A 21,470-nucleotide genomic window follows, 5' to 3' on the forward strand; every position below is an offset into this window, starting at 1 on the left:
AAGGTTCGCATTAGCAGCAACAGACCGACCTGGGAGCAGCCCCCGATGGCTCGACACCTCATCACCAGCGCCCTTCCGTACATCAACGGAATCAAGCACCTGGGCAACATGGTGGGGTCCATGCTCCCGGCGGACGTGTACTCCCGGTACCTCCGCCAGCGCGGCCACGACGTCCTCTACATCTGCGCCACGGACGAGCACGGCACCCCCGCCGAGCTGGCCGCGAAGGAACAGGGCATCCCGGTCGCCGAGTTCTGCGCCACCGCGCACGACGCGCAGAAGGCGGTCTACGACGGCTTCGCACTCGCGTTCGACTATTTCGGCCGCAGCTCCAGCCCGCAGAACGTCGAGATCACCCAGCACTTCGCCCGCCGCCTCAACGAGAACGGCTTCATCGAGGAGCGGGCGATCCGCCAGGTCTACAGCCCGGCCGACGGCCGTTTCCTCCCGGACCGCTATGTCGAGGGCACCTGCCCCCACTGCGGCTACGACAAGGCCCGCGGCGACCAGTGCGAGAACTGCACCCGGGTGCTCGACCCCACCGACCTGATCAACCCGCGCTCCGCGATCTCCGGCTCCACGGACCTCGAGGTCCGCGAGACCAAGCACCTCTTCCTGCTCCAGTCCAAGCTCCAGCACGAGGTCGAGGAGTGGGTCTCCCGCCACGAGGGCGACTGGCCGCAGCTGGCCTCCTCCATCGCCCGCAAGTGGCTGACCGAGGGCCTGCACGACCGCGCCATCACCCGTGACCTGGACTGGGGCGTGCCGGTGCCGGCCGACACCTGGCCGGAGCTGGCCGCCGAGGGCAAGGTCTTCTACGTCTGGTTCGACGCCCCGATCGAGTACATCGGCGCGACGAAGGAGTGGGCGGACCTCGATCCGGAGAACCGGGACTGGAAGTCCTGGTGGTACGAAGCGGACACGAGCGTCCGCTACACCGAGTTCATGGCCAAGGACAACGTCCCCTTCCACACCGTGATGTTCCCGGCGACCGAGCTGGGCGTGCGCGAGCCGTGGAAGAAGGTCGACTACGTCAAGGCCTTCAACTGGCTGACGTACTACGGCGGGAAGTTCTCCACGAGCCAGAAGCGGGGCGTCTTCACCGACCAGGCCCTGGACATCCTCCCGGCCGACTACTGGCGCTACTTCCTGATCGCCAACGCGCCCGAGTCGGACGACTCGTCGTTCACCTGGGAGCACTTCACGGCCACGGTCAACAAGGACCTCGCCGACACCCTCGGCAACTTCGTCAACCGCGTCCTGTCCTTCTCCCGGAAGCGCTTCGGCGAGGAGGTCCCGGCGGGCAGCGCGCCCGGCGCGGCGGAGACCCGGCTGGGCGAGCAGATCGCCGAACTGCTCGCCGAGTACGAGACCCAGCTGGAGGCCCTCCAGTTCCGCAAGGCGGCCGCCGCGCTGCGCGCCCTGTGGTCCGCGGGCAACGCCTACCTGGAGGAGAAGGCGCCCTGGCTGGAGATCAAGACCGACCAGGAGGGCGCGGCCCTGACCCTGCGCACGGCGATGAACCTGATCCACCTCTACGCGGTGGTCTCGGAACCCTTCATCCCGACCACGGCGAGGACCATGCGCGAGGCGTTCTCCCTCCCCCAGGACACGGCCACCTGGGTCACCGCGGACGAGGCGAAGGCCCTCGCCTCCGTCCCCGCCGGAACCCCCTTCACGGTCCCCCCGGTCCTCTTCGCCAAGCTGACGGACGACGACCTGGCGGCGTACAAGGAGCGCTTCGGCGGCGAACCGTCCGCCTGACCGCACCCCACGCACACACAGGGGCCCGGGACCGGCGCATTCCAGAGGTCCTTGCAACACCGTGGTGAGTTGATCAGGCCGCGATCAGTTTGGACAGGCGCTCGGCTGGGGTTTCCCAGCCGAGCGTCTTGCGTGCGCGGCTGTTCAGTTCTGCGGCGGCGTCCAGGTCCTCGCGGGTGTGCCGAACGGGGAACCTGTCGACAAAGTCAGGGAAAAGCCCTGCTAAAGTCCGCTCACTTGGGCGAGGGCAGGGGGCCCTCGTGGGGAGGACCAGCACGTGGGCAAGCACGCCCGGAGAACGGGGGGCGTGACCGCCGCCGTCTCCGCACTCGCGGTCGCGGTCGCGACCGTCGTCACCGCCGTCGGCGGCGGCACCGCCGGAGCGACGGGGTCCGGTGGCACCACCGGAATCACCCTCACCGACCCGGCTTCCGCCGAACCGCGCACCGAGCGGCCCCTGGTCGTCGGGGAGTCGGGCTATCTGCACCGGCAGAGCGGGGTCGCCGGACTGCTGTGGACGGACGTCACCACCGGCGCCACGGTCACCGTGTCGACCGGGGACGGCGTGTACGCGCCCGCCTCGCCCTGCGCCGACATCACCAGCACATGCCGCACGGCCTGGTACGGCTCCGACGGCGACCTCGTCGCCCTGCCGACGGCCCTGTCCTCGAAGTCGGTCACCCTGTGGGACCCAGCGACGCGGACGACGTCGACCGTGACCTCGTCGTACTCCTACCGGGCACTGGCGGGCGGGACGGTGGTGACGGGCAGGAGCCTGATCGACTTCCCCGGAGGCGAGCGGCGCGAGCGCGTGCTCACCGGCGACGGCACGACCACCCTCGCGGACAACACGGTGGCCGCCGCCGACTCCCGGGGCGTCCTGGTGAAGGGGAGCACCTCGCTCTCCTACGTCGACCTCGCGACGGCCGTCTCCACACCGGTCTTCTCGGATCTTCCCCACGGCGTGCACGCCGTGCTGGGCGAGGACCGGTTCGGCTGGTACGACCCGGACACGGGCGACCTGCACCTGAAGTCCCGCACCGATCCGGCCGGTGCGGAGCAGGTCTACGACCTGCCGGTCCCCGGCACCCTCCACGGCGCTCCCGTCCTCGTCGGGGACCGTCTGCTGCTGCCCCTGGACGCCGCCTCCCTCTCCTGGACCGGGCTGACGGCCGTGTCCCTCGCCGACGGCACCTCGCAGACACTGCTCACCGCCTCCGGCGCCTACGCGCTGCAGGCCCCCGGCGACGAGGCCCTCGTCTCCGGCGGCACCGGCGCGGACGACTGGTGGCTCCAGCGCGTCCAGGCGGGCGAGGACGGTTCGGCCGCGCTGACGAAGGTGGCGCGCGTCCCGGCCCTGGAGAACGTCAAGACGGGGATCGCCCTCAGCCGGGGCAGCCTGCGCGTGGTGGAGAGCGGCGGCACCACGTCCGTGCGCGCCCTCACCACCGACGGCGGTGCGGCCCTGGAGTCCTCCGCCGCCACCGACAGCGCCAAGATCGGCGCGGCCTGCCCGTACACCGGCGTCAGCTGCGCCCCGCTCTGGGGCAACTCGGGCCACGAGCCGAACGACGTCTACCTCACCACGTACACCGACGAGACCGACCGCAAGCTCGACCGGATCAAGGTCGTCGGCTACTCGAACCCGATCGAGTTCGACACCTCCGCCGGCCGGATCGTCGACGTCTCCGACGACTACGTCGTCTACCAGTCCGGCGGCACCTCGCCCACGCAGTACGTGTGGGAGATCGGCCAGGGCCAGAAGCTGAAGCGCACCGGCCGGGCCGCCGCCCTGAACGGCTCCACCCTCTGGAGCGCGGGCACCACCGCCGGCCAGGTCACCTCGTACGGCCTCACCGAGGACAAGACCCTCACCACGGTCACCGTCCCCGGCGCCGGCTGTGTCCCGACCGAGCTCCAGGCGGCGGGCCGCTGGCTGTACTGGGCGTGCGGCACGGCGTCGGCGGGCGTCTACGACACCCAGGCGGGCACGTCGGTCGCGGTCACCCCGGGCGATGTCCTGCTGGGCGACGGCTTCACCGTCCGCCACGACCACGCCACCGACGAACTGGTCCTCACCGAGGCGGCCACCGGCACCGCCCGCACCCTGGCCTCCGGCGTCCCGGACACCGGCCAGGACAGCGACCGCCGCTGGCGCTGGACCGTGGACGAGTACACGGGCCTGGTCGCCTGGTTCGACGGCTACGAGCGCACGCAGGTCGCCACGACCGGGATCACGCCGTCCGCCCCGACCCTGGTCTCGAAGGAGATCGACGGATTCGCGGCCATGGGCTCCACGGGCTACTGGAGTGCGACCTGGCGGCTGTCCCGCCCGATCACCTCCTGGTCCCTGACGTTCACCTCGGTGCAGAGCGGCCCCACCGGCAGGGCCACCCGCACGATCACCGGCGGCGCGGCCACCGCGTACGCCTACGCCGACTGGAACGGGCTGACGTCGGGCGGCGCCCGCTTCCCCAACGGCGTCACCCGGTGGACCCTGCGGACGACCGGCCTCGGCGGATCCTCCCTCACGACGACGGGCAGCGGCAGCCAGTTCATCAACGAGGGCTCCGCGGTCCGCCACGACCACGGCGGCATGGACGGCACCGACGGCATCGGCGACCTGCTCACCCTCAACACCTCGGGCACCCTCACCGTCCACCAGGGCACCGGCGGCGGGAAGTTCTCGGGCAAGCTCAACGGCAGCGGCTGGCCCCAGACGATCACGGCCGTGCCCGTCGGCGATCTCAGCGGCGACCGCTGCAACGACGTCCTGGTCCGGCTGAGCAGCGGCGCCCTGCGCCTCTACAAGCCGGGCTGCAACTCCGCCGTCAAACCCGCCACGAAGTACACCACCCTCGCGACCGGCGGCTGGAACCAGTACGACGTCCTCACCTCGCCCGGTGACGTCACCGGCGACGGCCGCCCCGACCTGGTCGCCCGTGTCTCCTCCACCGGCACGGTGTACCTGTACAAGGGCACGAGCGCAGGCAAGCTGTCCTCGCGGGTGAAGCTGTACGACAACCTGAAGACGTACAAGCGGATCGCGGGCGCCGGGGACCTCGACGGCGACGGCATCGGTGATCTGATCGTCCAGGACAAGGCGAACAACCTCTACCGGTACTCCGGCACCGGGAAGGGCACCTTCTCCGCCCGCGTGAAGCTGTTCGCGAACTGGGGCACCGCCTACAACGCCGTCGTCGGCGTCGGCGACCTCAACGGTGACGGCCGCCCCGACCTCGTCGCCCGCGACACCGCCGGGAAGCTGTACCGCCAGTACGGCGACGGCAAGGGCTCCTTCGGGGCGCGGGTGCTGATCGGCTCGGGCTGGGGCGGGTACCGGGCGCTGTCCTGACGCTGACGGCATGTCACCCGGCCGGGTGGTCCGCGCAGGACAACCCGGCCGGTCCGTGCTCCGCTGGACGTGTGCAGCTGCTCCCCGTGCCCGTCCGCCGGCTCGCCGCCTGGTGTGCGGTGATCCTGCTCGTCGCGGGCGTGGCGTACGTCGGCATCCGGCTGTGCGCGACGTTCCGTACGGCCGTCACGCCGGTGCTGCTGGCCCTGCTCGGGACCGCGCTGCTGCGGCCCCTGTACAAGCGGCTGGTGAAGGCACGGATGCCGCGGTCGATGGCGGCGGCACTGACCTGCGTGGCCGTCGTCGCGGTCGTCGGCGGTGCCGTGTACGTGGTGGTCGCCGCGCTGATCGACACCGGGGACCAGATCGTCGCCTCCTTGAAGCACGCGGCACGGAGCGTCGCCGAGCACTTCGGGGCGGCCGGGACCTCGCTGGACGACCTCGCCTCCAACTCCGGGGACCTGCTGACGAAGTTCGGCGGGACGGCCGCCTCCAATGTGATCAGCGGGGTCAGCGTGGTCGGCGAGACCATCGCCATGGCCGTTCTCGCCCTGCTGCTGGTGTTCTTCTTCCTGCGGGACTCCGACCGCGCCGCCGCCGCCCTGCGCTCGGTGGCGCCGGGCGGCACCGGGGACACCCTGGAGGAGATGAGCCGGCGGGCGTTCGCGGCCGTGGAGGGCTTCATGCGGGGGACCACGCTCATCGCGCTCATCGACGCCCTGTGCATCACCGTCGGTCTGCTCGTCCTCGACGTCCCGGGCGCCCCGGGCCTGGGCGCCCTCGTCTTCGTCGGCGCCTACATCCCCTACCTGGGTGCCTTCCTCTCGGGCGCGGTCGCCGTCCTCGTCGCGCTCGCCGACCGGGGGTTCGTCATCGCGCTGTGGGCGCTGGGCGTCGTCCTCGCCGTGCAGGTCCTGGAGGGCCATGTCCTGCAGCCCGCCATCCAGAGCCGCACCGTCCAGATGCACCCGGCCGCGGTCATGCTGGCCATCACCGCGGGCGCCTCGGTGGCCGGCGTCCTCGGCATGCTCCTCGCGGTGCCGCTGACCGCCGCGGGCTTCGGGGTGCTCAGCGAGCTGCGGACGCGTTACGGAGCTCCGGGGCCGTCGGAACCGCCCGCGCCGTCGGCCTCGTAGAGCTCGAACCAGATCGTCTTGCCCTCGCCGCGCGGGGACACCCCCCAGCTGTCCGCGAGGAGCTCGACGAGGACCAGGCCCCGGCCCGAGGAGGCGAGTTCGCCGGGGCGGCGCCGGTGCGGGAGGTCGTCGCTGGTGTCGGTGACCTCGACCCGGATACGGCGCTCACCGGGGACGCCGGTGACCTCGGCCACCAGGAGCGCGTCGGCGTCCGTGTGGACGAGGACGTTGGTGAGGCTCTCCGACAGCAGGAGCACGGCGGAGTCGACCTGATCGGTGCTCGGCCAGTCGTGGAGCAGCTCCCGCAGCTGCTGGCGGCCCACCGCGACCCGCTCCGGTTCGGCCTGGGCGACGGTCAGCATGGTGCGGCGGACCGGGGTGCGGACGGGGACGGCGGCGGCCGGGCCGCAGCCCGCCGCGCTGTGGCGGCACAGCAGCAGGACGGCGATGTCGTCACCGCGGCGGTCGGCGAGCGGGCCGGGCGTGTGGTGGCTGGACGGGCCGTGCACGGCCTGGACGAGTGCGTCGGCCAGCGCCTCCAGGTCGCCCTCGTGGCCCTCCAGGATCGCGCGGACGCGGCTCCAGCCGGTGTCGAGGTCGTGACCGCCCGTCTCCAGCAGCCCGTCGGTGCACAGCAACAGCGCCTCACCGGGCTCCAGGGTGAGCCGGGTGGTGGGGTAGTCGGCGGTGGGGTCGATACCGAGGGGCAGGCCACCGGCGGTGGACCGGACCATGACCGTGCCGTCGGCCATCCGCACGGCCGGGTCGAGGTGTCCGGCCCGGGCCGTCTCCAGCACCCCGGTCACCGGGTCGACCTCGATGTAGAGGCAGGTCGCGAACCGCAGGTCGGTGTCGTCGCCGGCCTGGTTGATGCCGTGCAGGAAGCCGGAGGCCCGGGAGAGCACGGCGTCGGGGCGGTGGCCCTCGGCGGCGTAGGCGCGCAAGGCGATCCGGAGCTGGCCCATGAGACCGGCGGCGCGCACGTCATGCCCCTGGACGTCTCCGATGACCAGCGCGAACCGGCCCTCCCCGGGCAGCGGGATCATGTCGTACCAGTCGCCGCCGACCTGGAGCCCGCCGCCGGTCGGTATGTAGCGGGCGGCCAGGGTCATGCCGGGTATCTCGGGGCCGAGCGTGGGCAGCATCGAGCGCTGGAGGCCGTCGGTCAGCTCCCGCTGGGTCTCGGCGGCGCCCGCGCGGGTGAGGGCCTGGGCGAGCATGCGGGCGACGGTGGTGAGCACGGACCGTTCGTCCGGGGTGAAGGCCACCGGGTGGGTGAAGGCGGCCATCCAGGCGCCCATCGTCCGCCCGGCCACCGTCAGGGGCAGGAACGCCCAGGACTCCCGGCCGAAGTGCGCGGCCATCGGCCAGGTGAGGGGGTAGCGCTCCTTGTACTGCCCGGGTGAGGAGAGGTAGACGGCCCGCCCGGTGCGGACGACCTCGGCGGCGGGGTAGTCCGTCTCCACGGGCATATGGGTGAAGGGTTCCTCGTCGCCGGGCTGCTGGCCGTGGTGGCCGATGATCGTCAGCCGGTCCCCGTCGACCCCGAAGACGGCGAGTCCGTCCGGCGAGAACCCGGGCATCGCCAGGCCCGCCGCCACCCGCAGCACCTCCTCCGTGGACCGCGCCTCCGCCAGCGCCCGGCCCGCGTCCAGCAGGAACGCCTCCCGTGAGCGCCGCCAGTCACCGGTGACGGCGGTGCGCCCGGCGGGGGTGCCGGGGCGGGGCTCGGTGACCTCCTGGAGGGTGCCGATCAGCTCGTACGCCCGCTTCTCGGGGTCGAAGGACGGTTTGGAGCGGCTGCGGACCACCCGGATGATCCGCCCCTGCTCGTCCATGATCCGGATCCGCACCTCGGCGAGGGTGCCCTCGGCGACGGCGAGCTGGATCACTCCGGTGATCTCGTTCCAGTCGACGGGGTGCAGCCGGGCCCGGGTCTGGGCCTCGCTGAGGACGGTGCCCTCGGCGGGCAGCCCGAGCAGCCGGGCGGCCTCGGCGTCGACCGTGACCTGCCCGGTGGCCGTGCTCCAGTGCCACAGGCCGGTCGCGAGGGAGGCGAGGACCTCTCCCACGGCGGGCAGGGACTCGCCAGCGCGCATTGCCCCACTCTAAGAAGACGGCGTCGAAAGGTGCCACCGATGGGTACGTCCCGCGCTCGGGCGGTCGGAGGACGATCATCAGCGGCGCAATGGAGGGGAGTCGATCCCGGACCGGCCGGTACCCTGGGGTTTGTTTCACGTGAAACGTGCCCCCTATCCACGAAGGCTGGATGAACGACGATGCATCGGTACAGGTCCCACACCTGCGGCGAGCTCCGCTCCTCTGACGTCGGCACCGACGTCCGACTGAGTGGCTGGCTGCACAATCGGCGCGACCTGGGCGGCATCCTCTTCATCGATCTGCGCGACCACTACGGCATCACGCAGCTCGTGGCGCGGCCGGGCACGCCCGCGTACGAGGCCCTGGACAAGGTCAGCAAGGAGTCGACGGTCCGCGTCGACGGCAAGGTCGTCTCGCGCGGCGCCGAGAACGTGAACCCCGACCTGCCCACGGGCGAGATCGAGGTCGAGGTCGGCGAGGTCGAGCTGCTCGGCGCCGCCCAGCCGCTGCCCTTCACGATCAACACCGAGGACGGGGTCAACGAGGAGCGGCGTCTGGAGTACCGCTTCCTGGACCTGCGCCGCGAGCGCATGCACCGCAACATCATGCTGCGTACGGCGGTCATCTCGGCGATCCGGCACAAGATGACGGCGCTGGGCTTCAACGAGATGGCGACCCCGATCCTGTCGGCGACCTCCCCCGAGGGCGCCCGTGACTTCGTGGTCCCCTCGCGGCTGAACCCGGGCAAGTTCTACGCGCTCCCGCAGGCGCCGCAGCAGTTCAAGCAGCTGCTGATGATCTCCGGCTTCGACCGTTACTTCCAGATCGCGCCCTGCTTCCGTGACGAGGACGCGCGTGCGGACCGTTCGCCGGGCGAGTTCTACCAGCTCGACGTCGAGATGAGCTTCGTCGAGCAGGAGGACGTCTTCCGGCCCATCGAGCAGCTCATGACGGAGCTGTTCGAGGAGTTCGGCGGCGGCCGGCACGTCACCTCCCCCTTCCCGCGCATCCCGTTCCGCGAGGCGATGCTCAAGTACGGCTCCGACAAGCCGGACCTGCGGGCCCAGCTGGAGCTGGTGGACATCACCGATGTCTTCGAGGGGTCGGAGTTCAAGGCCTTCGCGGGCAAGCACGTGCGCGCCCTGCCGGTGCCGGACGTCTCCGCGCAGCCCCGGAAGTTCTTCGACCAGCTCGGTGACTTCGCTGTCACGCTGGGGGCGAAGGGTCTGGCGTGGGTGCGGGTGGCCGAGGACGGCACGCTGTCCGGCCCGATCGCCAAGTTCCTCACCGAGGACAACGTCGCCGAGCTGACCAAGCGGCTGTCCCTGGCCCCCGGGCACGCGATCTTCTTCGGCGCGGGCGAGTTCGACGAGGTCTCGAAGATCATGGGCGCGGTGCGCGTCGAGGCCGCCAAGCGGGCCGGCCACTTCGAGGAGGGCGTCTTCCGCTTCTGCTGGATCGTCGACTTCCCGATGTACGAGAAGGACGAGGAGACCGGCGCGATCGACTTCTCGCACAACCCGTTCTCCATGCCGCAGGGCGGCCTGGAGGCGCTGCAGACCCAGGACCCGCTGGACATCCTGGGCTGGCAGTACGACATCGTCTGCAACGGCGTCGAGCTGTCCTCCGGCGCGATCCGGAACCACGAGCCGGAGATCATGCTGAAGGCGTTCGAGATCGCCGGCTACGACCGGGAGACGGTCGAGGAGAAGTTCGCGGGCATGCTGCGCGCGTTCCGCTTCGGCGCCCCGCCGCACGGCGGCATCGCGCCCGGCGTGGACCGCATCGTGATGCTCCTCGCGGACGAGCCGAACATCCGCGAGACGATCGCCTTCCCGCTCAACGGCAACGCCCAGGACCTGATGATGGGCGCGCCGACGGAGCTGGAGGAGGCCCGGCTGAGGGAGCTGCACCTGACGGTGCGCAAGCCGCAGCCGAAGTAGGTCACGGCGTAGGTCACGCCGTAGGGCGCGGGAAAGAGGCGGGAAACCGGGGTCGGTTTCCCGCCTCTTTCGCATGTCGGTGGCCGAGGACTTCAGGTTTCCCAGGAACCCACAGTCGTCACCGAGGGGAGGAACAGCCTTCTTACCTAGCGTCCGGGGCATGACGGAAAACACCGAAGAGAACCTGCCCCGCAACGAGAACAGGCCCGAAGGGCCCGCGCACAAGCGGAACATGACGCGCCGTAGGGTCGTCGTCGCGGGCAGCGCGGCCGTGGTCGGCGTCGGCACGGCCGGGGCGCTCGCGATGACCGCCTCCGCCGACGAGGCCTCGGGCACGACGGGCACCGCCTCCGCGTCCGCGTCGAGCACGACGGAGGTCTGTTACAAGCTGACCTCGGAGACCACCGAGGGGCCGTACTACATCGACGCGGACAAGCTCCGCCAGGACATCACCGAGGACAAGGAGGGCATACCGCTGACCCTCACGCTCAAGGTGATCGACTCCGAGACCTGCAAGCCGGTCGTCGACGCGGCCGTGGACATCTGGCACTGCGACGCGCTCGGCCTCTACTCGGGCTACGAGTCCTTCTCCCAGGGCGGCGGTACGGCCCCCACGGACGCGCCCACCGGCGAGCCCCCGACCGGTGAGCCCACCGGCGAGCCCCCGACCGGCGGCGGTGGCGGCGGTGGCGGCCACGAGGAGCCCACCAGCGACACCCGCTATCTGCGCGGCACCTGGAAGACGGACAAGAAGGGCTGTGTCACCTTCACGACGATCTTCCCCGGCTGGTACCAGGGCCGCTGTGTCCACATCCACACCAAGGTGCACGTGGACGGCGAGTGGACCGACGCCGGCTACGAGGGCGGGCACACCTGCCACACCGGCCAGTTCTTCTTCGAGGAGGAGGCCGTGCTCCTCACGGAGGAGGTCGACCCGTACGCGACGAGCACCACGACCCGCACGCTGCTCACCGAGGACACCATCTACGACCAGAGCGGCACCACGGGCGGCCTGCTCAAGCTGAAGTACAACAAGAACAACATCGCGAGGGGCGTGACCGCGTCCCTCACGATGGGCGTCACCCCCGACGAGACGAACGACGGCACGAGCTGACACTTTCACGAACGCTTCCTTCCCTCTTCTGTCCACATCGGACAGAAGAGTTCGTTCTCCGCACCCTGTGCCTCACCGTCGCCACAATGGGCCTTCCGTCGAGCGTTCGGAGGGGGACGGTAGGCCGAGGAAGCGCACCACGTGCCGGCCGGGACGCCTCCCGAGACCAGGCCCGAGAGCGGCCTGCGGGTCGACGGCGGCGTCGTCGGATCCCAGGTGGCCGTCGGCACCAAGGCCGTCCAGATCCGGGCCGACGGCCTCTCCACCGTCCTGTTCGTGGACGGCACCGAGGGGCCGGTCTCCCGCCGACCGCATCGAGCGCCTACGACGGCCGCAGCGGTACGGGAGGGGGCTCCTCCTCGACAGGGCAGGGCGGCGAGGTCTCGGGGGACCCGGCCGGGGGACTCCTCGGAGACCGGCGGGCACCCTGCGCGAGCGCTTGGACGCACTCGACGGTCAGGGGGCCGTACGGCGGGCCGAGGCGGCACGGCTGGTGGACGAGCTCGACGCCGAGGCCCCGTCGGGCCGCCCCGACGCGAGCCGGCTGCTGGTGGCCCGCCGCTGGTTCACCGACCACCTTCCCTCACTCGCCCCCGCCGTGACGGCGATCCTCCAGCCCGTGCTCACCCAGCTGGCCGGCCAACTCCCGCCACAACTGGGCTGACTTGCTCCCCTTGTGTCCACCCCCCTTGGAAACCTCACCGCTGTCGCACAGGAAGCCCGGGGGACGATCACAGCCGGGTGCCTTCTCATGGGGGTGGAGGGAGCCGAGCAGGGATCGGCGGACAAAGGGGAGGAACGGCCATGGTTTTCGCGACAGTGCTCTCGGTGCTGCTGATCACCGGCGCGACGGCGGGAGTCCTGGCCCGGCGCCGCCGCCACCGTCCCCCGTCCGGCCTGGAGGCGGAGGCGGAGGCCAACCACGCCCTGGTCCGCCTGACGGGCGGCCTGGTCCCCCCGAACGCCCGAGCCTGGTCCACCGCCGACGCCGCCACGGACCGCGCCCTGACCAGGGCGGCGGAATGCCGGCAGGCGGCGCGGGCCCTCCTGTCGGAGGCACGCACGCCGGCGGACTACGCGGAGGTGACCCGCCTGGCGACCGAGGGCCTCGACCACCTCACGGCGGCCCGCGCGGGCCTGGGCCTCGAGACGACAGAGGCCCCTCCCCTCGCGATCACCTCTCGCTGACGCCGGAGACCGTGCGCACCGGCTCACGTCCGGAGCTCACCTCTCGAGGAACAGGTCTTCGGCCGTCCGCACACTGCCGGCCCGCTCGAGCCAGTCGTCGACGCGGGCGAGGTCGGTGCAGGTCGTGATGCGTGCGCGGACCTGCTCGGAGACGGCCAGACCTCGTACTTCCAGCACCCGAAGCACCCCCGCGGCCGCGCCTCGGGCCTCGCCCCGGTCCATGGCCGCGCGGTAGGCCCCCGCCTCGGCCGGACCGTCCGAGCCGTCGGTGAACAGATCCTCCGCGCTGCCCGCCGACAGGGAGCGGTCGAACCAGACGGTGAGAGTGTCGAGATCGGCACACGAGGTGATGCGTTCGCGGACGCTGTCGGACACCTCGATGCCGTGCTTGTCCAGTACGCGCAGGATCAGCGAGGCCCGGTCCCTGGCCTCTCCTTCAGCCTCTCCTTCAGCCTTTCCTTCAGCCTTTCCTCTGAGGTACTTCTCCTCGAACATCGTCCCGTGTCCCGGGAAGTGGGTGATGAGGGTGTCCATCATGGTCTTCCATGTCTCCCTGATCGGAGTGTTCTCCAGGCCGACTTCGACGAGTTCGGCCCAGTAGGCCGTGCTGAGCGGGTCGAGGGACAGAAAGCCGCGGGCCAGCATGTCGAGTATGGCGGGCGCACGCCGGTTCTCGCTATGAACGATGGCCGAGAGTGCGGCGACCGCCGGGTTTCGGGCAACCGTCGCCTCGTCCGTGATCTCTGGCACGGTGTTCGGGCCCAGGACGAACGGCCGCGTGATCTGCGTCGTCCACGGGCCCACCGTGCACTCGAGGGGACCGGCGGCCCAGTTGGCGGTGGCCCGGTCCTTGCAGACCGCCACCAGCAGCACCGGCATGTCGTACTTCGCCCTCAAGTGGGCAACGTAGTAGGCCCAGCTCTTCCCCTTCTCGGGGTGCGGCTTCGTCTGGGCCTCGATGGCGAGCAGGAAGCTCTCACCCATCTCCGGTTCGAATTTGAGCACCGTGTCGACACGGCGTTCCAGTGGCTGGATCTCCGTGGTGTCCGGGGAGAGGGTGCCGAAGTCCGCTTTGGACGGCGGTGGAATTCCCAGCGCCTCGAAGACATGGGTGAGGGCCTCCGGGTGGTCCTGAAAGAGCCGGTGGGACGCCTCGTGCGTGGAAGTCACCATGGCCGCAAATTAGGCCGATCAAGGAATTGTTCGTCGGGCGAATTCCGTGCGTTCACTCTTTCGAGGAGCGACGGAACGTTCCCGCCGCGATCCCGGTCAGGTGACCGCCCCCCGCCGCGGAATCTCCTCGCACGCCTCCCGCCAAGCCGGCGGCAAGCCCTTCGTCCCGGTGCGGGCCGCGACCACGCCTGCCGCCATCGCGCAGGTCGTGTCCCGGTCCCCCCACCCCCCGACCGTCTGCCAGAGCGCCTCCGTCAGGTCGTCGAGGTGCCCGGCCGCCGACCACAGGGCGAACGGGACCGTGTCCTGCGCCGACAGCAGGGTCCCCGTGCCCAGGACCGACGCCGCGTGGCGCACCGACGTCCGGTCGGGGAAGGCCGCCGCCACCTGCAGTCCCGAGCGGACGTCGCTCTGCGGGACGTAACGGACGACCTCGCGCAGGAAGTCGCCCCGTGGCGGCGCCTCAGCCCCGGCGCCGCCCGCGGCCAGTGACGCGGCGACCGCCACCGCGACCGCCCCGGCCACCGCCTCCCGGTGGGCGTGCGTCGTCAGCGCCGACAGCCACGCCTGCGCCGCGGCCGTCCCCGGCCGGTCGTGGAACCACGCCCCCAGCGGAGCCACCCGCATCGCCGCGCCGTTCCCGTGCGAGCCCAGCCCGCCGAACGCGCTCGTCGTCACCTCACGCCAGTGTTCGCCCGCCCCGATACGGCGCAGCACCCCGTGCATCGAGGGACCGTAGCCGCGGTCCGGGTCGCGGGCGTAGGCGGCGGCGAACTCCCGGGCCAGGTCGTCCTCCAGGACCTCCCCGTGCTCCTCCAGGTGCGCGCAGAGGACCAGCGCCATCGCGGAGTCGTCCGTCCACGGCCACGGCGCCGGGCGCGGCTCCCGCGCCGCCCACAGCCCTTCCGCGTCCTCCTCCGCACGCAGGAACCAGCCGTCCCCGAACGCGTCCCCGAGGACCAGCCCTTCCAGGCTCCTGGCCATGAACTCCGCCCGTACGCCCGCCATGACGCCCCCTTCGCTCCGCACACCGTGCACAGGAGCAGCGGAGCATCTTCGGGCGGCGGCCCGCCACCGACTTTCCCCCTCCTCTGCCCGGTACGGCGTACGGCGTACGGCTACCGCGCCTCGTGCGGGGGGCGGTGCCCCTCCGTCAGGAGGGTGAGCAGACGGACGAGTTCGTCCTGCTCGGCGGGGGCGAGCGGGGCGAGGAGTTCGCGCTGGGCCTCGGCGATGAGCCGGTCGAGGCGCTCCAGGCGACGGCGGCCGGCCGCGGTGAGGGTGATGACGTTGCGGCGGCGGTCGGCGGGGTCGGGCTCACGGCTCACGCACGCGGCGTCGGCGAGCGCGTTGAGCACGGCGACCATGTCGCTGCGGTAGATGCCGGTGCGGCGGCTGAGTTCCGCCTGGCTGGCCGCACCGCCCTCGGCGAGCGCGACCAGCACGGCGAAGTGCCACTTGTGGGCGCCCTCGGCGGCGAGCCGCTCCCCGACGAGCCGGTCGCCGACGGCCGCGGCCCCGGCGAGCAGCCGGCTGGGGATGGCGCGCAGCCGGGCCGGGGTGTGTTCGGGGGTCGCGCTCATCGGGAATCCTCCGCCTCTTGTGTTAGTGCCACTAACAGTCTACCTTCGCTAGTGACACTAACGTTTATGTCACTAACGTTTAGTGCGTCACAGCGTCCAGGAAAGGGCAGACCATGATCGAGCCGTTCCGCATCGACATCCCCCAGGCCGACCTCGACGACCTGGCCGACCGCCTCGCCCGCACCCGCTGGCCCAACGAGGTCGCCGACGCCGGATGGGACTACGGCTTCCCGCTGGCGCGGCTGAAGGAGCTGGCCGAGCACTGGCGCACGCGCTACGACTGGCGGGCGCACGAGGCCGAACTCAACGAGCTGCCGCACTTCACCACCGAGATCGACGGCCAGAACATCCACTTCGTCCACGTCCGGTCCCCGAAGCCGGACGCGCTCGCGCTGATCCTCACGCACGGCTGGCCCGGGTCGTTCCTGGAGTTCCTCGACGTGATCGAGCCGCTGTCGCGCGACTTCCACCTGGTGATCCCGTCGATCCCCGGGTACGGCTTCTCGGGGCCGACCCACGAGCGCGGCTGGGACGTCGTGCGCACCGCGCGGGCCTGGGCCGAGCTGATGCGCCGCCTCGGCCACGACCGCTACGGCGCCCAGGGCGGCGACTTCGGCGCCGGCATCTCCCTGGCGCTCGGCGCGCTGGCACCCGAGCAGGTCGTCGGCGTGCACGTCAACTACCTGCCGACCCGCCCGGACCCGGACGCCGGCCTCACGCTGTCGGCGTCGGACGAGGCCCGGCTGGACACGGTCCGGCGGCTGATGGCCCAGCGTCCGCCGTATCAGGCGCTCCAGGCCACCACCCCGCAGACGATCGGCTACGCGCTCACCGACTCGCCCGTCGGTCAGCTGGCCTGGATCGCCGAGCGCTTCGCCCAGTGGACCGACCCGGGCTCGACGATCAGCGACGAGCGGATGCTCACCGACATCTCGCTGTACTGGCTGACCGCCACCGCCGCCTCCTCGGCCCGGCTGCACCGCGAGACGGCGCGCCAGGTCCCGCCGTGCCCGGTGCCGGTCGGCGTCGCGGTGTTCGCGCACGACATCACCCGGTCCGTACGGCCGCTGGCCGAGCGGCTGTACGACATCCGGCACTGGTCGGAGTTCGAGCGCGGCGGCCACTTCGCCGCGATGGAGGTGCCGGAACTGCTCGCCGGGGACGTCCGGGACTTCTTCCTCTCCGGTCCCGCCGGTGCCGGGAAGCGGTGAGCGCCACCGGATGCGGCGAAACGGCGGAGCGGCCCCGCTTCCGCGAGACCGCTCCGCCGTACCTCCGTATGCGTCAGGCCTCGTCCGGCCCCGCCTCCGTCATCCCGTGCACGGCCGGGATCGTCCCCAGGCGCCCCTTCTGGAAGTCCTCGAACGCCTGCTGAAGCTCGGCCTTGGTGTTCATGACGAACGGACCGTAGTGGGCCATCGGTTCCCGGATCGGCTGTCCGCCGAGGAGGACGACCTCCATGTCGGGGGTGCGGGAGTCCTGCTTCTCGTCCGCCCGGACGGTCAGCGAGGAGCCCGCGCCGAAGACGGCGGTCTGGCCCAGGTGGATCGGGCGGCGTTCGGCGCCGACCGCGCCCTTGCCCGCCAGGACGTACGCGAGGCCGTTGAAGTCCTCCCGCCAGGGGAGGGTCAGCTCCGCGCCGGGCGCGAGCGTCGCGTGGATCATCGTGATGGGGGTGTGGGTGATGCCGGGGCCCGCGTGACCGTCCAGCTCACCGGCGATGACCCGCAGCAGCGCGCCGCCGTCGGGAGTGGTCAGGAGCTGGACGTTGCCGCCGCGGATGTCCTGGTAGCGCGGGGCCATCATCTTGTCCTTGGCCGGCAGGTTCACCCACAGCTGGAGGCCGTGGAAGAGACCGCCGGACATGACCAGGTGCTCCGGCGGCGCCTCGATGTGGAGGAGGCCCGAGCCGGCCGTCATCCACTGGGTGTCGCCGTTGGTGATGGTGCCGCCGCCGCCCTGGCTGTCCTGGTGGTCGAAGATGCCGTCGATGATGTAGGTGACGGTCTCGAAGCCGCGGTGCGGGTGCCAGGGGGTGCCCTTCGGCTCGCCCGGCGCGTACTCCACCTCGCCCATCTGGTCCATCATGATGAACGGGTCGAGGTGGCGGTAGTGGATCCCCGCGAACGCCCGGCGCACCGGGAAGCCCTCGCCCTCGAAGCCGCTCGGCGCCGTCGTGACGCCCAGCACGGGACGCGCCACGGCCTCGGCCGACGCGGTGACACGCGGCAGCGTCAGAGGGTTCTCGACGGTCACTGCAGGCATGGTCCCTACCTCCTTGGGCGATGTGCGGCCCAGTTTAGTTGAGCATTGAACTTTCTGCCAGCCCCAACGACGGAAGCCCGGAGGACATTCCCTCCGGGCCGTGTCGTCCCTCGGACGAGGGATCAGTTGCTGAAGTACAGGTACTTCCAGGTGCCGTACGTCGTGGAGTTCACGTCGTCGCCGGACGAGCCGTTGACGTACACCGAGCGCATCCGGGCCCGGATGCCCGACTCACCGGGCGCCCCGAGGCTGACGGCCGACTTCCCGTTCGTGCCGACGGGGAACCACTCCGAATCCGCCGAGTACCACGAACCCTGGTAGTAGACCTGGAGGTCGAAGCGCTGCTGACGGCCCGGGTAGTAGGTCATCGTCGTGGTGAGCAGCGGGTCGGTGTTCTTGTGGAACCAGTAGTACGACGTCGAGCCGATCCTCGCCGTCCGGTAGTGCCGGGAGACGGCCGTGGAGACCTTGACCCGCGCGTAGGCCGTGACCTTCACCGTCTTCGGCTGGTAGCGGGCGTCGCCGGTGAAGACCGCGGTGACGGCGGTGTCCCGGGTCATGTCCACCCAGGCGGCGATGTCGCCGCGGGAGTTGACCTTCCCCTTCTTGACCAGCTTCTTGGGCTTGTCGCCGCCGAAGGGGTCGGCCCAGATCTCGACCGTGCGGTTCTTGTACGTCGAGCCGAGGTGCGCGGTGAACTTCACGTCGGTGCCGTAGTTGTACAGCTTGCCGTTGTTGTTCAGGCCGAGGCTGGTCCCGGCGCGGGACACCGCGACCTTGTCGGAGGCGGAGACCGCGGCGTGCTCGGTGTCGCCCGCGTAGGTGACCTTGTAGGTGACCGTGCCGCCGGCCGGCGGGGTGTCCGTGAAGGAGTACGTGCCGTCCGCCTTGACCGTGACGGCGGCGAGCGCCTTGCCGCTCGGGCTGTCGAGGTCGGTGCGGGTCACCGAGAGCCTGACGCCCGCGGGCAGCGGGACCGTCGCCGAGATCCGGCCGGTGACGGTGAGCTTCCTGGCGCGGGGCGCCGAGCTCGGGGCGTTGACGGTGAGCGCCGGCACGTTCAGCGTCGGCTGGGTGAGGGCCTTGAGCGTGTAGGTGCCGCCACCCGGGACCAGCGCGAAGACCCGCGAGAGGTCCGGCGCCCAGCGCACGTCCGCGGCGGCGGTGTAGGCCGCGGCCGAGCCGACGGGATAGGTGCGCAGCGGCTGGGTGGCGTCCGGCCGGTAGACCGCGACCGTGCCCGGGGTGAACTGGGCGACGAGCCCGTTCGACGCGACGTCGGCGCCCCACGCGGCGGGGTAGGCGCCGGCCTTGGTGAGGGTGCCGTTCGCGTAGGCGTGCCGGTCGGAGCCGTTGACGAGCACCTGGTCGGCGCCCGCGACGAGGTCGATGTCCCGGACGCCGTCGTTCAGCTCGTACGAGGTGTCGTGCCAGGCGACCACCCGGGCCGTGCCGCTCGACACGTCGAGGACGGCCTCGGTGCCCGTGGAGTCCCCGGTCTCGCCGACGGCCAGCAGGCCCGGCCGCTGCGGGTCGGCGTCCAGCAGGGCCTGCCCCCACATCCCGGAGCCCGTTCCCTCGGTCGGGATCTGGGCCAGCGCCACCGGGTCGGCGCCGCTCGCCGGGTCCACCGCCGGGTCGACGGAACCGAGGTCGCCGTCCCACTGGTCGCCGTACGAGAACCACAGCTTGCCGCCGGCGAAGGCCAGGTGGCGCGGGCCGGTGCCGGTCGCGATCGGGTACGTCGTCCGGACCTCCAGCGTGGCCGGGTCGAGCGCGAGGATGCGGTGCGTCTCGGGCAGGGCGGCGTACAGGGTGCCGCCGTCGTCCGAGAGGGCCAGGTCGCTGACGCTGCCGAAGCCGACGTTCAGGTCGACGAGGGTGCCGTTGTAGTCGGAGGCGAGGATCCGGCCGTTGGCCGCGTCGCCGACGAACACCCGCTGGTGGGCGCCGTCCACGACGAGACCGCCGGCGCTGGTGACGGTGGTGGTGGCGGCCGAGGCGGTCCCCGCCGCCACGACGCTCAGCGCCGCCGAGCTGAAGAGGACCGCGAGTGCCGTCGCGACCGAAGTGCTGCGCATGCGCACAGTGATGAACCCCCAGTGAAAACCCGGGTTGGCCGGGTAGACGAGAGCGCCGCGCGGCACCCGGACGCGACCGCCGGAGAGCGGTGGCGCGCGGGGCGCGGCTGCCTGAGGGCATGCTATGGCATGGCTGTGACAAACAGGGAGCGGGTTTTCCCGCGCGGGCCCCGCCGGACGGGGTCCGCAGCCCTACGGCCAGGACGGCCCCACGGCGGGGGGACGGCCCCCTGGCGGGAACGGCTCAGCCGTACATCCTGCGCATCGCGAACTCCACCATCTGCTCGACCGCCTTCGCGTCGAACACCATCCGGTGCTCGCCCTCCATGTCGACGACGAAGCCGTAGCCGGTGGGGAGGAGGTCGATGACCTCGGCGCCGGTGATGACGAAGTACTTGGACTCCTTGCCCGCGTACCGGCGCAGCTCCTTGAGCGAGGTGAACATCGGGATCACCGGCTGCTGGGTGTTGTGCAGGGCGAGGAAGCCGGGGTTGTCGCCGCGCGGGCAGTAGACCTTGGAGGTCGCGAAGACCTGCTGGAAGTCCTCTGCCGCCATCTGCCCGGTGGTGAAGGCGCGGACGGCGTCCGCGAGGGAGGGCGGGGACGGCTCGGGGTACAGGGGCGGCTGCTGCCCGTAGCCGCCGGCCATCGGCTGCTGCGGCGGTGCGTACTGCTGCTGGGCGCCCATGTTCTGCTCGTAGCCGTACATGGGCGCAAGCGTACCGAGACCGCCGGGCCGGTGGGGCGGTACGGGTGCCCGGAGAACCGACAGCGACTCGACAGCGGCCGTCCGGGTCTCCGGCGGCCGTCCGCTCGTAGCCTCTGGGGCATGCAGGAGCACGAGCACCACGAGCACGAGCGGCACGGGCACGAGCACGAGCACGAGCACGACCGGGGCCTGTCCCACAACCTTCCCGTCCTCGCCCGCCGCCGCATGATCCGGCTGATGGCGGGCGCGGGCCTGATCCCGCTGGTGGGGTGCGGCACGGGGACGGACGACGAGAGCGCCGACGACGGGTGCGCGACCGTCCCGGAGGAGACGGCCGGCCCCTACCCCGGCGACGGCTCGAACGGGGTGAACGTCCTCAAGGAGAGCGGAGTCGTGCGCGGCGACATCACCTCCAGCTTCGGCGCCTCGGCGGGCGGCACCGCCGAGGGCGTGCCGCTGACCGTCACCCTCACGGTCGTGGACGCGGCCTCCGGCTGCGGCACCCCCAAGAAGGGGGCCGCCGTCTACGTGTGGCACTGCGACCGGGCGGGCGGCTACTCCCTGTACACGGAAGGGCTGACGGAGGAGAACTACCTGCGGGGCGTCCAGGAGACCGACGAGCGGGGGCGCGTCACCTTCCGGAGCATCTTCCCGGGCTGCTACACCGGCCGCTGGCCGCACATCCACTTCGAGGTGTACGGCGGCCTGGCGGACGCCACCGCGGCCACGGCGATCACCAGCACGTCCCAGCTCGCCTTCCCGAAGGAGGTGTGCGAGACGGTGTACGCCACCGAGGGCTACGAGCGGAGCGTGACCAACCTGGGCCCGCTCTCCCTGGAGACCGACGGCGTCTTCCGCGACGGCCACGAGCACCAGCTGGCGGCCGTCGAGGGGAGCGTGGAGCGGGGGTACACCGCGACACTCACGATCGCGGTGTGAGACGTCGGTGTGAACCGTCACAGATGGCCGGATCGGGGTTGCGACTTATTACCGGCGGGTAGCATCATCGGTGCTACTAGTTGGTAAGTGAACTGGCGCGAGGATCAAGTGCCTCGCCGA

At 71.4% G+C, this 21,470-nt stretch carries 16 protein-coding genes; 9 read left to right on the top strand and 7 right to left on the bottom strand.

The annotated features are described in order from the left end of the window. Positions 1-45 precede the first annotated feature (45 nt). From metG to U5640_RS22400, 3 genes are all read left to right on the top strand, one after another. On the top strand, positions 46-1,764 hold the full coding sequence (gene metG / locus U5640_RS22390) for a methionine--tRNA ligase (RefSeq protein ID WP_340377549.1): 1,719 nt from the start codon (positions 46-48) through the stop codon (positions 1,762-1,764). 307 nt (positions 1,765-2,071) lie between these two features. Beyond that, complete coding sequence (locus U5640_RS22395) at positions 2,072-5,119, top strand: VCBS repeat-containing protein (protein WP_340377550.1); 3,048 nt, start codon at positions 2,072-2,074, stop codon at positions 5,117-5,119. Between the two features lie 71 nt (positions 5,120-5,190). Further along, positions 5,191-6,255 (top strand): AI-2E family transporter, encoded by a 1,065-nt coding sequence (locus U5640_RS22400; protein WP_340377551.1) that lies wholly within the window; start codon positions 5,191-5,193, stop codon positions 6,253-6,255. On the opposite strand, the gene U5640_RS22405 is transcribed toward U5640_RS22400, so the two are convergent. Beyond that, the gene (locus tag U5640_RS22405; protein WP_340377552.1) at positions 6,207-8,354 is read right to left on the bottom strand and encodes a SpoIIE family protein phosphatase; all 2,148 of its coding nucleotides are present in this window, start codon (positions 8,352-8,354) and stop codon (positions 6,207-6,209) included. The two genes, U5640_RS22400 and U5640_RS22405, sit on opposite strands and share 49 nt — an antisense overlap. A 180-nt stretch (positions 8,355-8,534) precedes the next feature. Here U5640_RS22405 and aspS point away from each other — a divergent pair, with 180 nt between their 5' ends. The 4 genes from aspS (at position 8,535) to U5640_RS22425 (ending at position 12,600) form a co-directional block, all read left to right on the top strand. Beyond that, positions 8,535-10,298 carry an aspartate--tRNA ligase gene (gene aspS, locus U5640_RS22410; RefSeq protein WP_340377553.1) on the top strand — a complete coding sequence of 588 codons (1,764 nt, stop codon included), beginning with the start codon at positions 8,535-8,537 and terminating at the stop codon, positions 10,296-10,298. Between the two features lie 232 nt (positions 10,299-10,530). Next, positions 10,531-11,412: an intradiol ring-cleavage dioxygenase gene (locus U5640_RS22415; RefSeq protein WP_340385259.1), complete on the top strand. Its 882-nt coding sequence runs from the start codon at positions 10,531-10,533 to the stop codon at positions 11,410-11,412. A 439-nt stretch (positions 11,413-11,851) separates the two neighbouring features. Continuing rightward, the gene (locus U5640_RS22420; RefSeq protein WP_340377554.1) at positions 11,852-12,076 is read left to right on the top strand and encodes a hypothetical protein; all 225 of its coding nucleotides are present in this window, start codon (positions 11,852-11,854) and stop codon (positions 12,074-12,076) included. A gap of 140 nt (positions 12,077-12,216) precedes the next feature. Next, entirely contained in the window at positions 12,217-12,600 is a 384-nt protein-coding gene (locus tag U5640_RS22425) for a hypothetical protein (RefSeq protein ID WP_340377555.1), read from the top strand. A 36-nt stretch (positions 12,601-12,636) separates the two neighbouring features. Here the strand turns inward: U5640_RS22425 and U5640_RS22430 are convergent, their stop codons facing one another. The 3 genes from U5640_RS22430 to U5640_RS22440 all read right to left on the bottom strand — a co-directional run bounded on the left by U5640_RS22430 (position 12,637) and on the right by U5640_RS22440 (position 15,356). After that, the gene (locus U5640_RS22430; RefSeq protein WP_340377556.1) at positions 12,637-13,773 is read right to left on the bottom strand and encodes a hypothetical protein; all 1,137 of its coding nucleotides are present in this window, start codon (positions 13,771-13,773) and stop codon (positions 12,637-12,639) included. 96 nt (positions 13,774-13,869) lie between these two features. Next, positions 13,870-14,781, bottom strand: coding sequence for an ADP-ribosylglycohydrolase family protein (locus U5640_RS22435; RefSeq protein ID WP_340377557.1), 912 nt, complete (start codon positions 14,779-14,781; stop codon positions 13,870-13,872). Between the two features lie 110 nt (positions 14,782-14,891). Continuing rightward, positions 14,892-15,356 (bottom strand): MarR family transcriptional regulator, encoded by a 465-nt coding sequence (locus tag U5640_RS22440; RefSeq protein ID WP_340377558.1) that lies wholly within the window; start codon positions 15,354-15,356, stop codon positions 14,892-14,894. A gap of 113 nt (positions 15,357-15,469) precedes the next feature. Here U5640_RS22440 and U5640_RS22445 point away from each other — a divergent pair, with 113 nt between their 5' ends. Beyond that, positions 15,470-16,567 carry an epoxide hydrolase family protein gene (locus U5640_RS22445; RefSeq protein WP_340377559.1) on the top strand — a complete coding sequence of 366 codons (1,098 nt, stop codon included), beginning with the start codon at positions 15,470-15,472 and terminating at the stop codon, positions 16,565-16,567. A 73-nt stretch (positions 16,568-16,640) separates the two neighbouring features. On the opposite strand, the gene U5640_RS22450 is transcribed toward U5640_RS22445, so the two are convergent. The 3 genes from U5640_RS22450 to U5640_RS22460 all read right to left on the bottom strand — a co-directional run bounded on the left by U5640_RS22450 (position 16,641) and on the right by U5640_RS22460 (position 20,411). Further along, a complete protein-coding gene (locus U5640_RS22450; protein ID WP_340377560.1) occupies positions 16,641-17,621 on the bottom strand; it encodes a pirin family protein in 981 nt (326 codons plus the stop codon). Positions 17,622-17,743: 122 nt separating this feature from the next. Next, positions 17,744-19,702 (bottom strand): Ig-like domain repeat protein, encoded by a 1,959-nt coding sequence (locus tag U5640_RS22455; protein ID WP_340377561.1) that lies wholly within the window; start codon positions 19,700-19,702, stop codon positions 17,744-17,746. A 244-nt stretch (positions 19,703-19,946) separates the two neighbouring features. Then, entirely contained in the window at positions 19,947-20,411 is a 465-nt protein-coding gene (locus U5640_RS22460) for an SseB family protein (RefSeq protein WP_055638059.1), read from the bottom strand. Positions 20,412-20,531: 120 nt separating this feature from the next. Here U5640_RS22460 and U5640_RS22465 point away from each other — a divergent pair, with 120 nt between their 5' ends. After that, complete coding sequence (locus U5640_RS22465; protein ID WP_340377562.1) at positions 20,532-21,350, top strand: intradiol ring-cleavage dioxygenase; 819 nt, start codon at positions 20,532-20,534, stop codon at positions 21,348-21,350. The last annotated feature ends 120 nt before the right edge of the window (positions 21,351-21,470 follow it).

This window comes from Streptomyces sp. SS7, from assembly GCF_037993025.1.
Lineage (GTDB): Bacteria > Actinomycetota > Actinomycetes > Streptomycetales > Streptomycetaceae > Streptomyces.

Excerpts from the sequence above, each read along its gene's own strand:
- aspS (WP_340377553.1), top strand. The coding sequence starts at position 8,535 with ATGCATCGGTACAGGTCCCACACCTGCGGCGAGCTCCGCTCCTCTGAC.
- U5640_RS22435 (WP_340377557.1), bottom strand. The coding sequence starts at position 14,781 with ATGGCGGGCGTACGGGCGGAGTTCATGGCCAGGAGCCTGGAAGGGCTG.
- metG (WP_340377549.1), top strand. The coding sequence starts at position 46 with ATGGCTCGACACCTCATCACCAGCGCCCTTCCGTACATCAACGGAATC.
- U5640_RS22425 (WP_340377555.1), top strand. The coding sequence starts at position 12,217 with ATGGTTTTCGCGACAGTGCTCTCGGTGCTGCTGATCACCGGCGCGACG.
- U5640_RS22455 (WP_340377561.1), bottom strand. The coding sequence starts at position 19,702 with ATGCGCAGCACTTCGGTCGCGACGGCACTCGCGGTCCTCTTCAGCTCG.
- U5640_RS22415 (WP_340385259.1), top strand. The coding sequence starts at position 10,531 with ATGACGCGCCGTAGGGTCGTCGTCGCGGGCAGCGCGGCCGTGGTCGGC.
- U5640_RS22460 (WP_055638059.1), bottom strand. The coding sequence starts at position 20,411 with ATGTACGGCTACGAGCAGAACATGGGCGCCCAGCAGCAGTACGCACCG.
- U5640_RS22430 (WP_340377556.1), bottom strand. The coding sequence starts at position 13,773 with ATGGTGACTTCCACGCACGAGGCGTCCCACCGGCTCTTTCAGGACCAC.
- U5640_RS22445 (WP_340377559.1), top strand. The coding sequence starts at position 15,470 with ATGATCGAGCCGTTCCGCATCGACATCCCCCAGGCCGACCTCGACGAC.
- U5640_RS22405 (WP_340377552.1), bottom strand. The coding sequence starts at position 8,354 with ATGCGCGCTGGCGAGTCCCTGCCCGCCGTGGGAGAGGTCCTCGCCTCC.
- U5640_RS22465 (WP_340377562.1), top strand. The coding sequence starts at position 20,532 with ATGCAGGAGCACGAGCACCACGAGCACGAGCGGCACGGGCACGAGCAC.
- U5640_RS22440 (WP_340377558.1), bottom strand. The coding sequence starts at position 15,356 with ATGAGCGCGACCCCCGAACACACCCCGGCCCGGCTGCGCGCCATCCCC.
- U5640_RS22450 (WP_340377560.1), bottom strand. The coding sequence starts at position 17,621 with ATGCCTGCAGTGACCGTCGAGAACCCTCTGACGCTGCCGCGTGTCACC.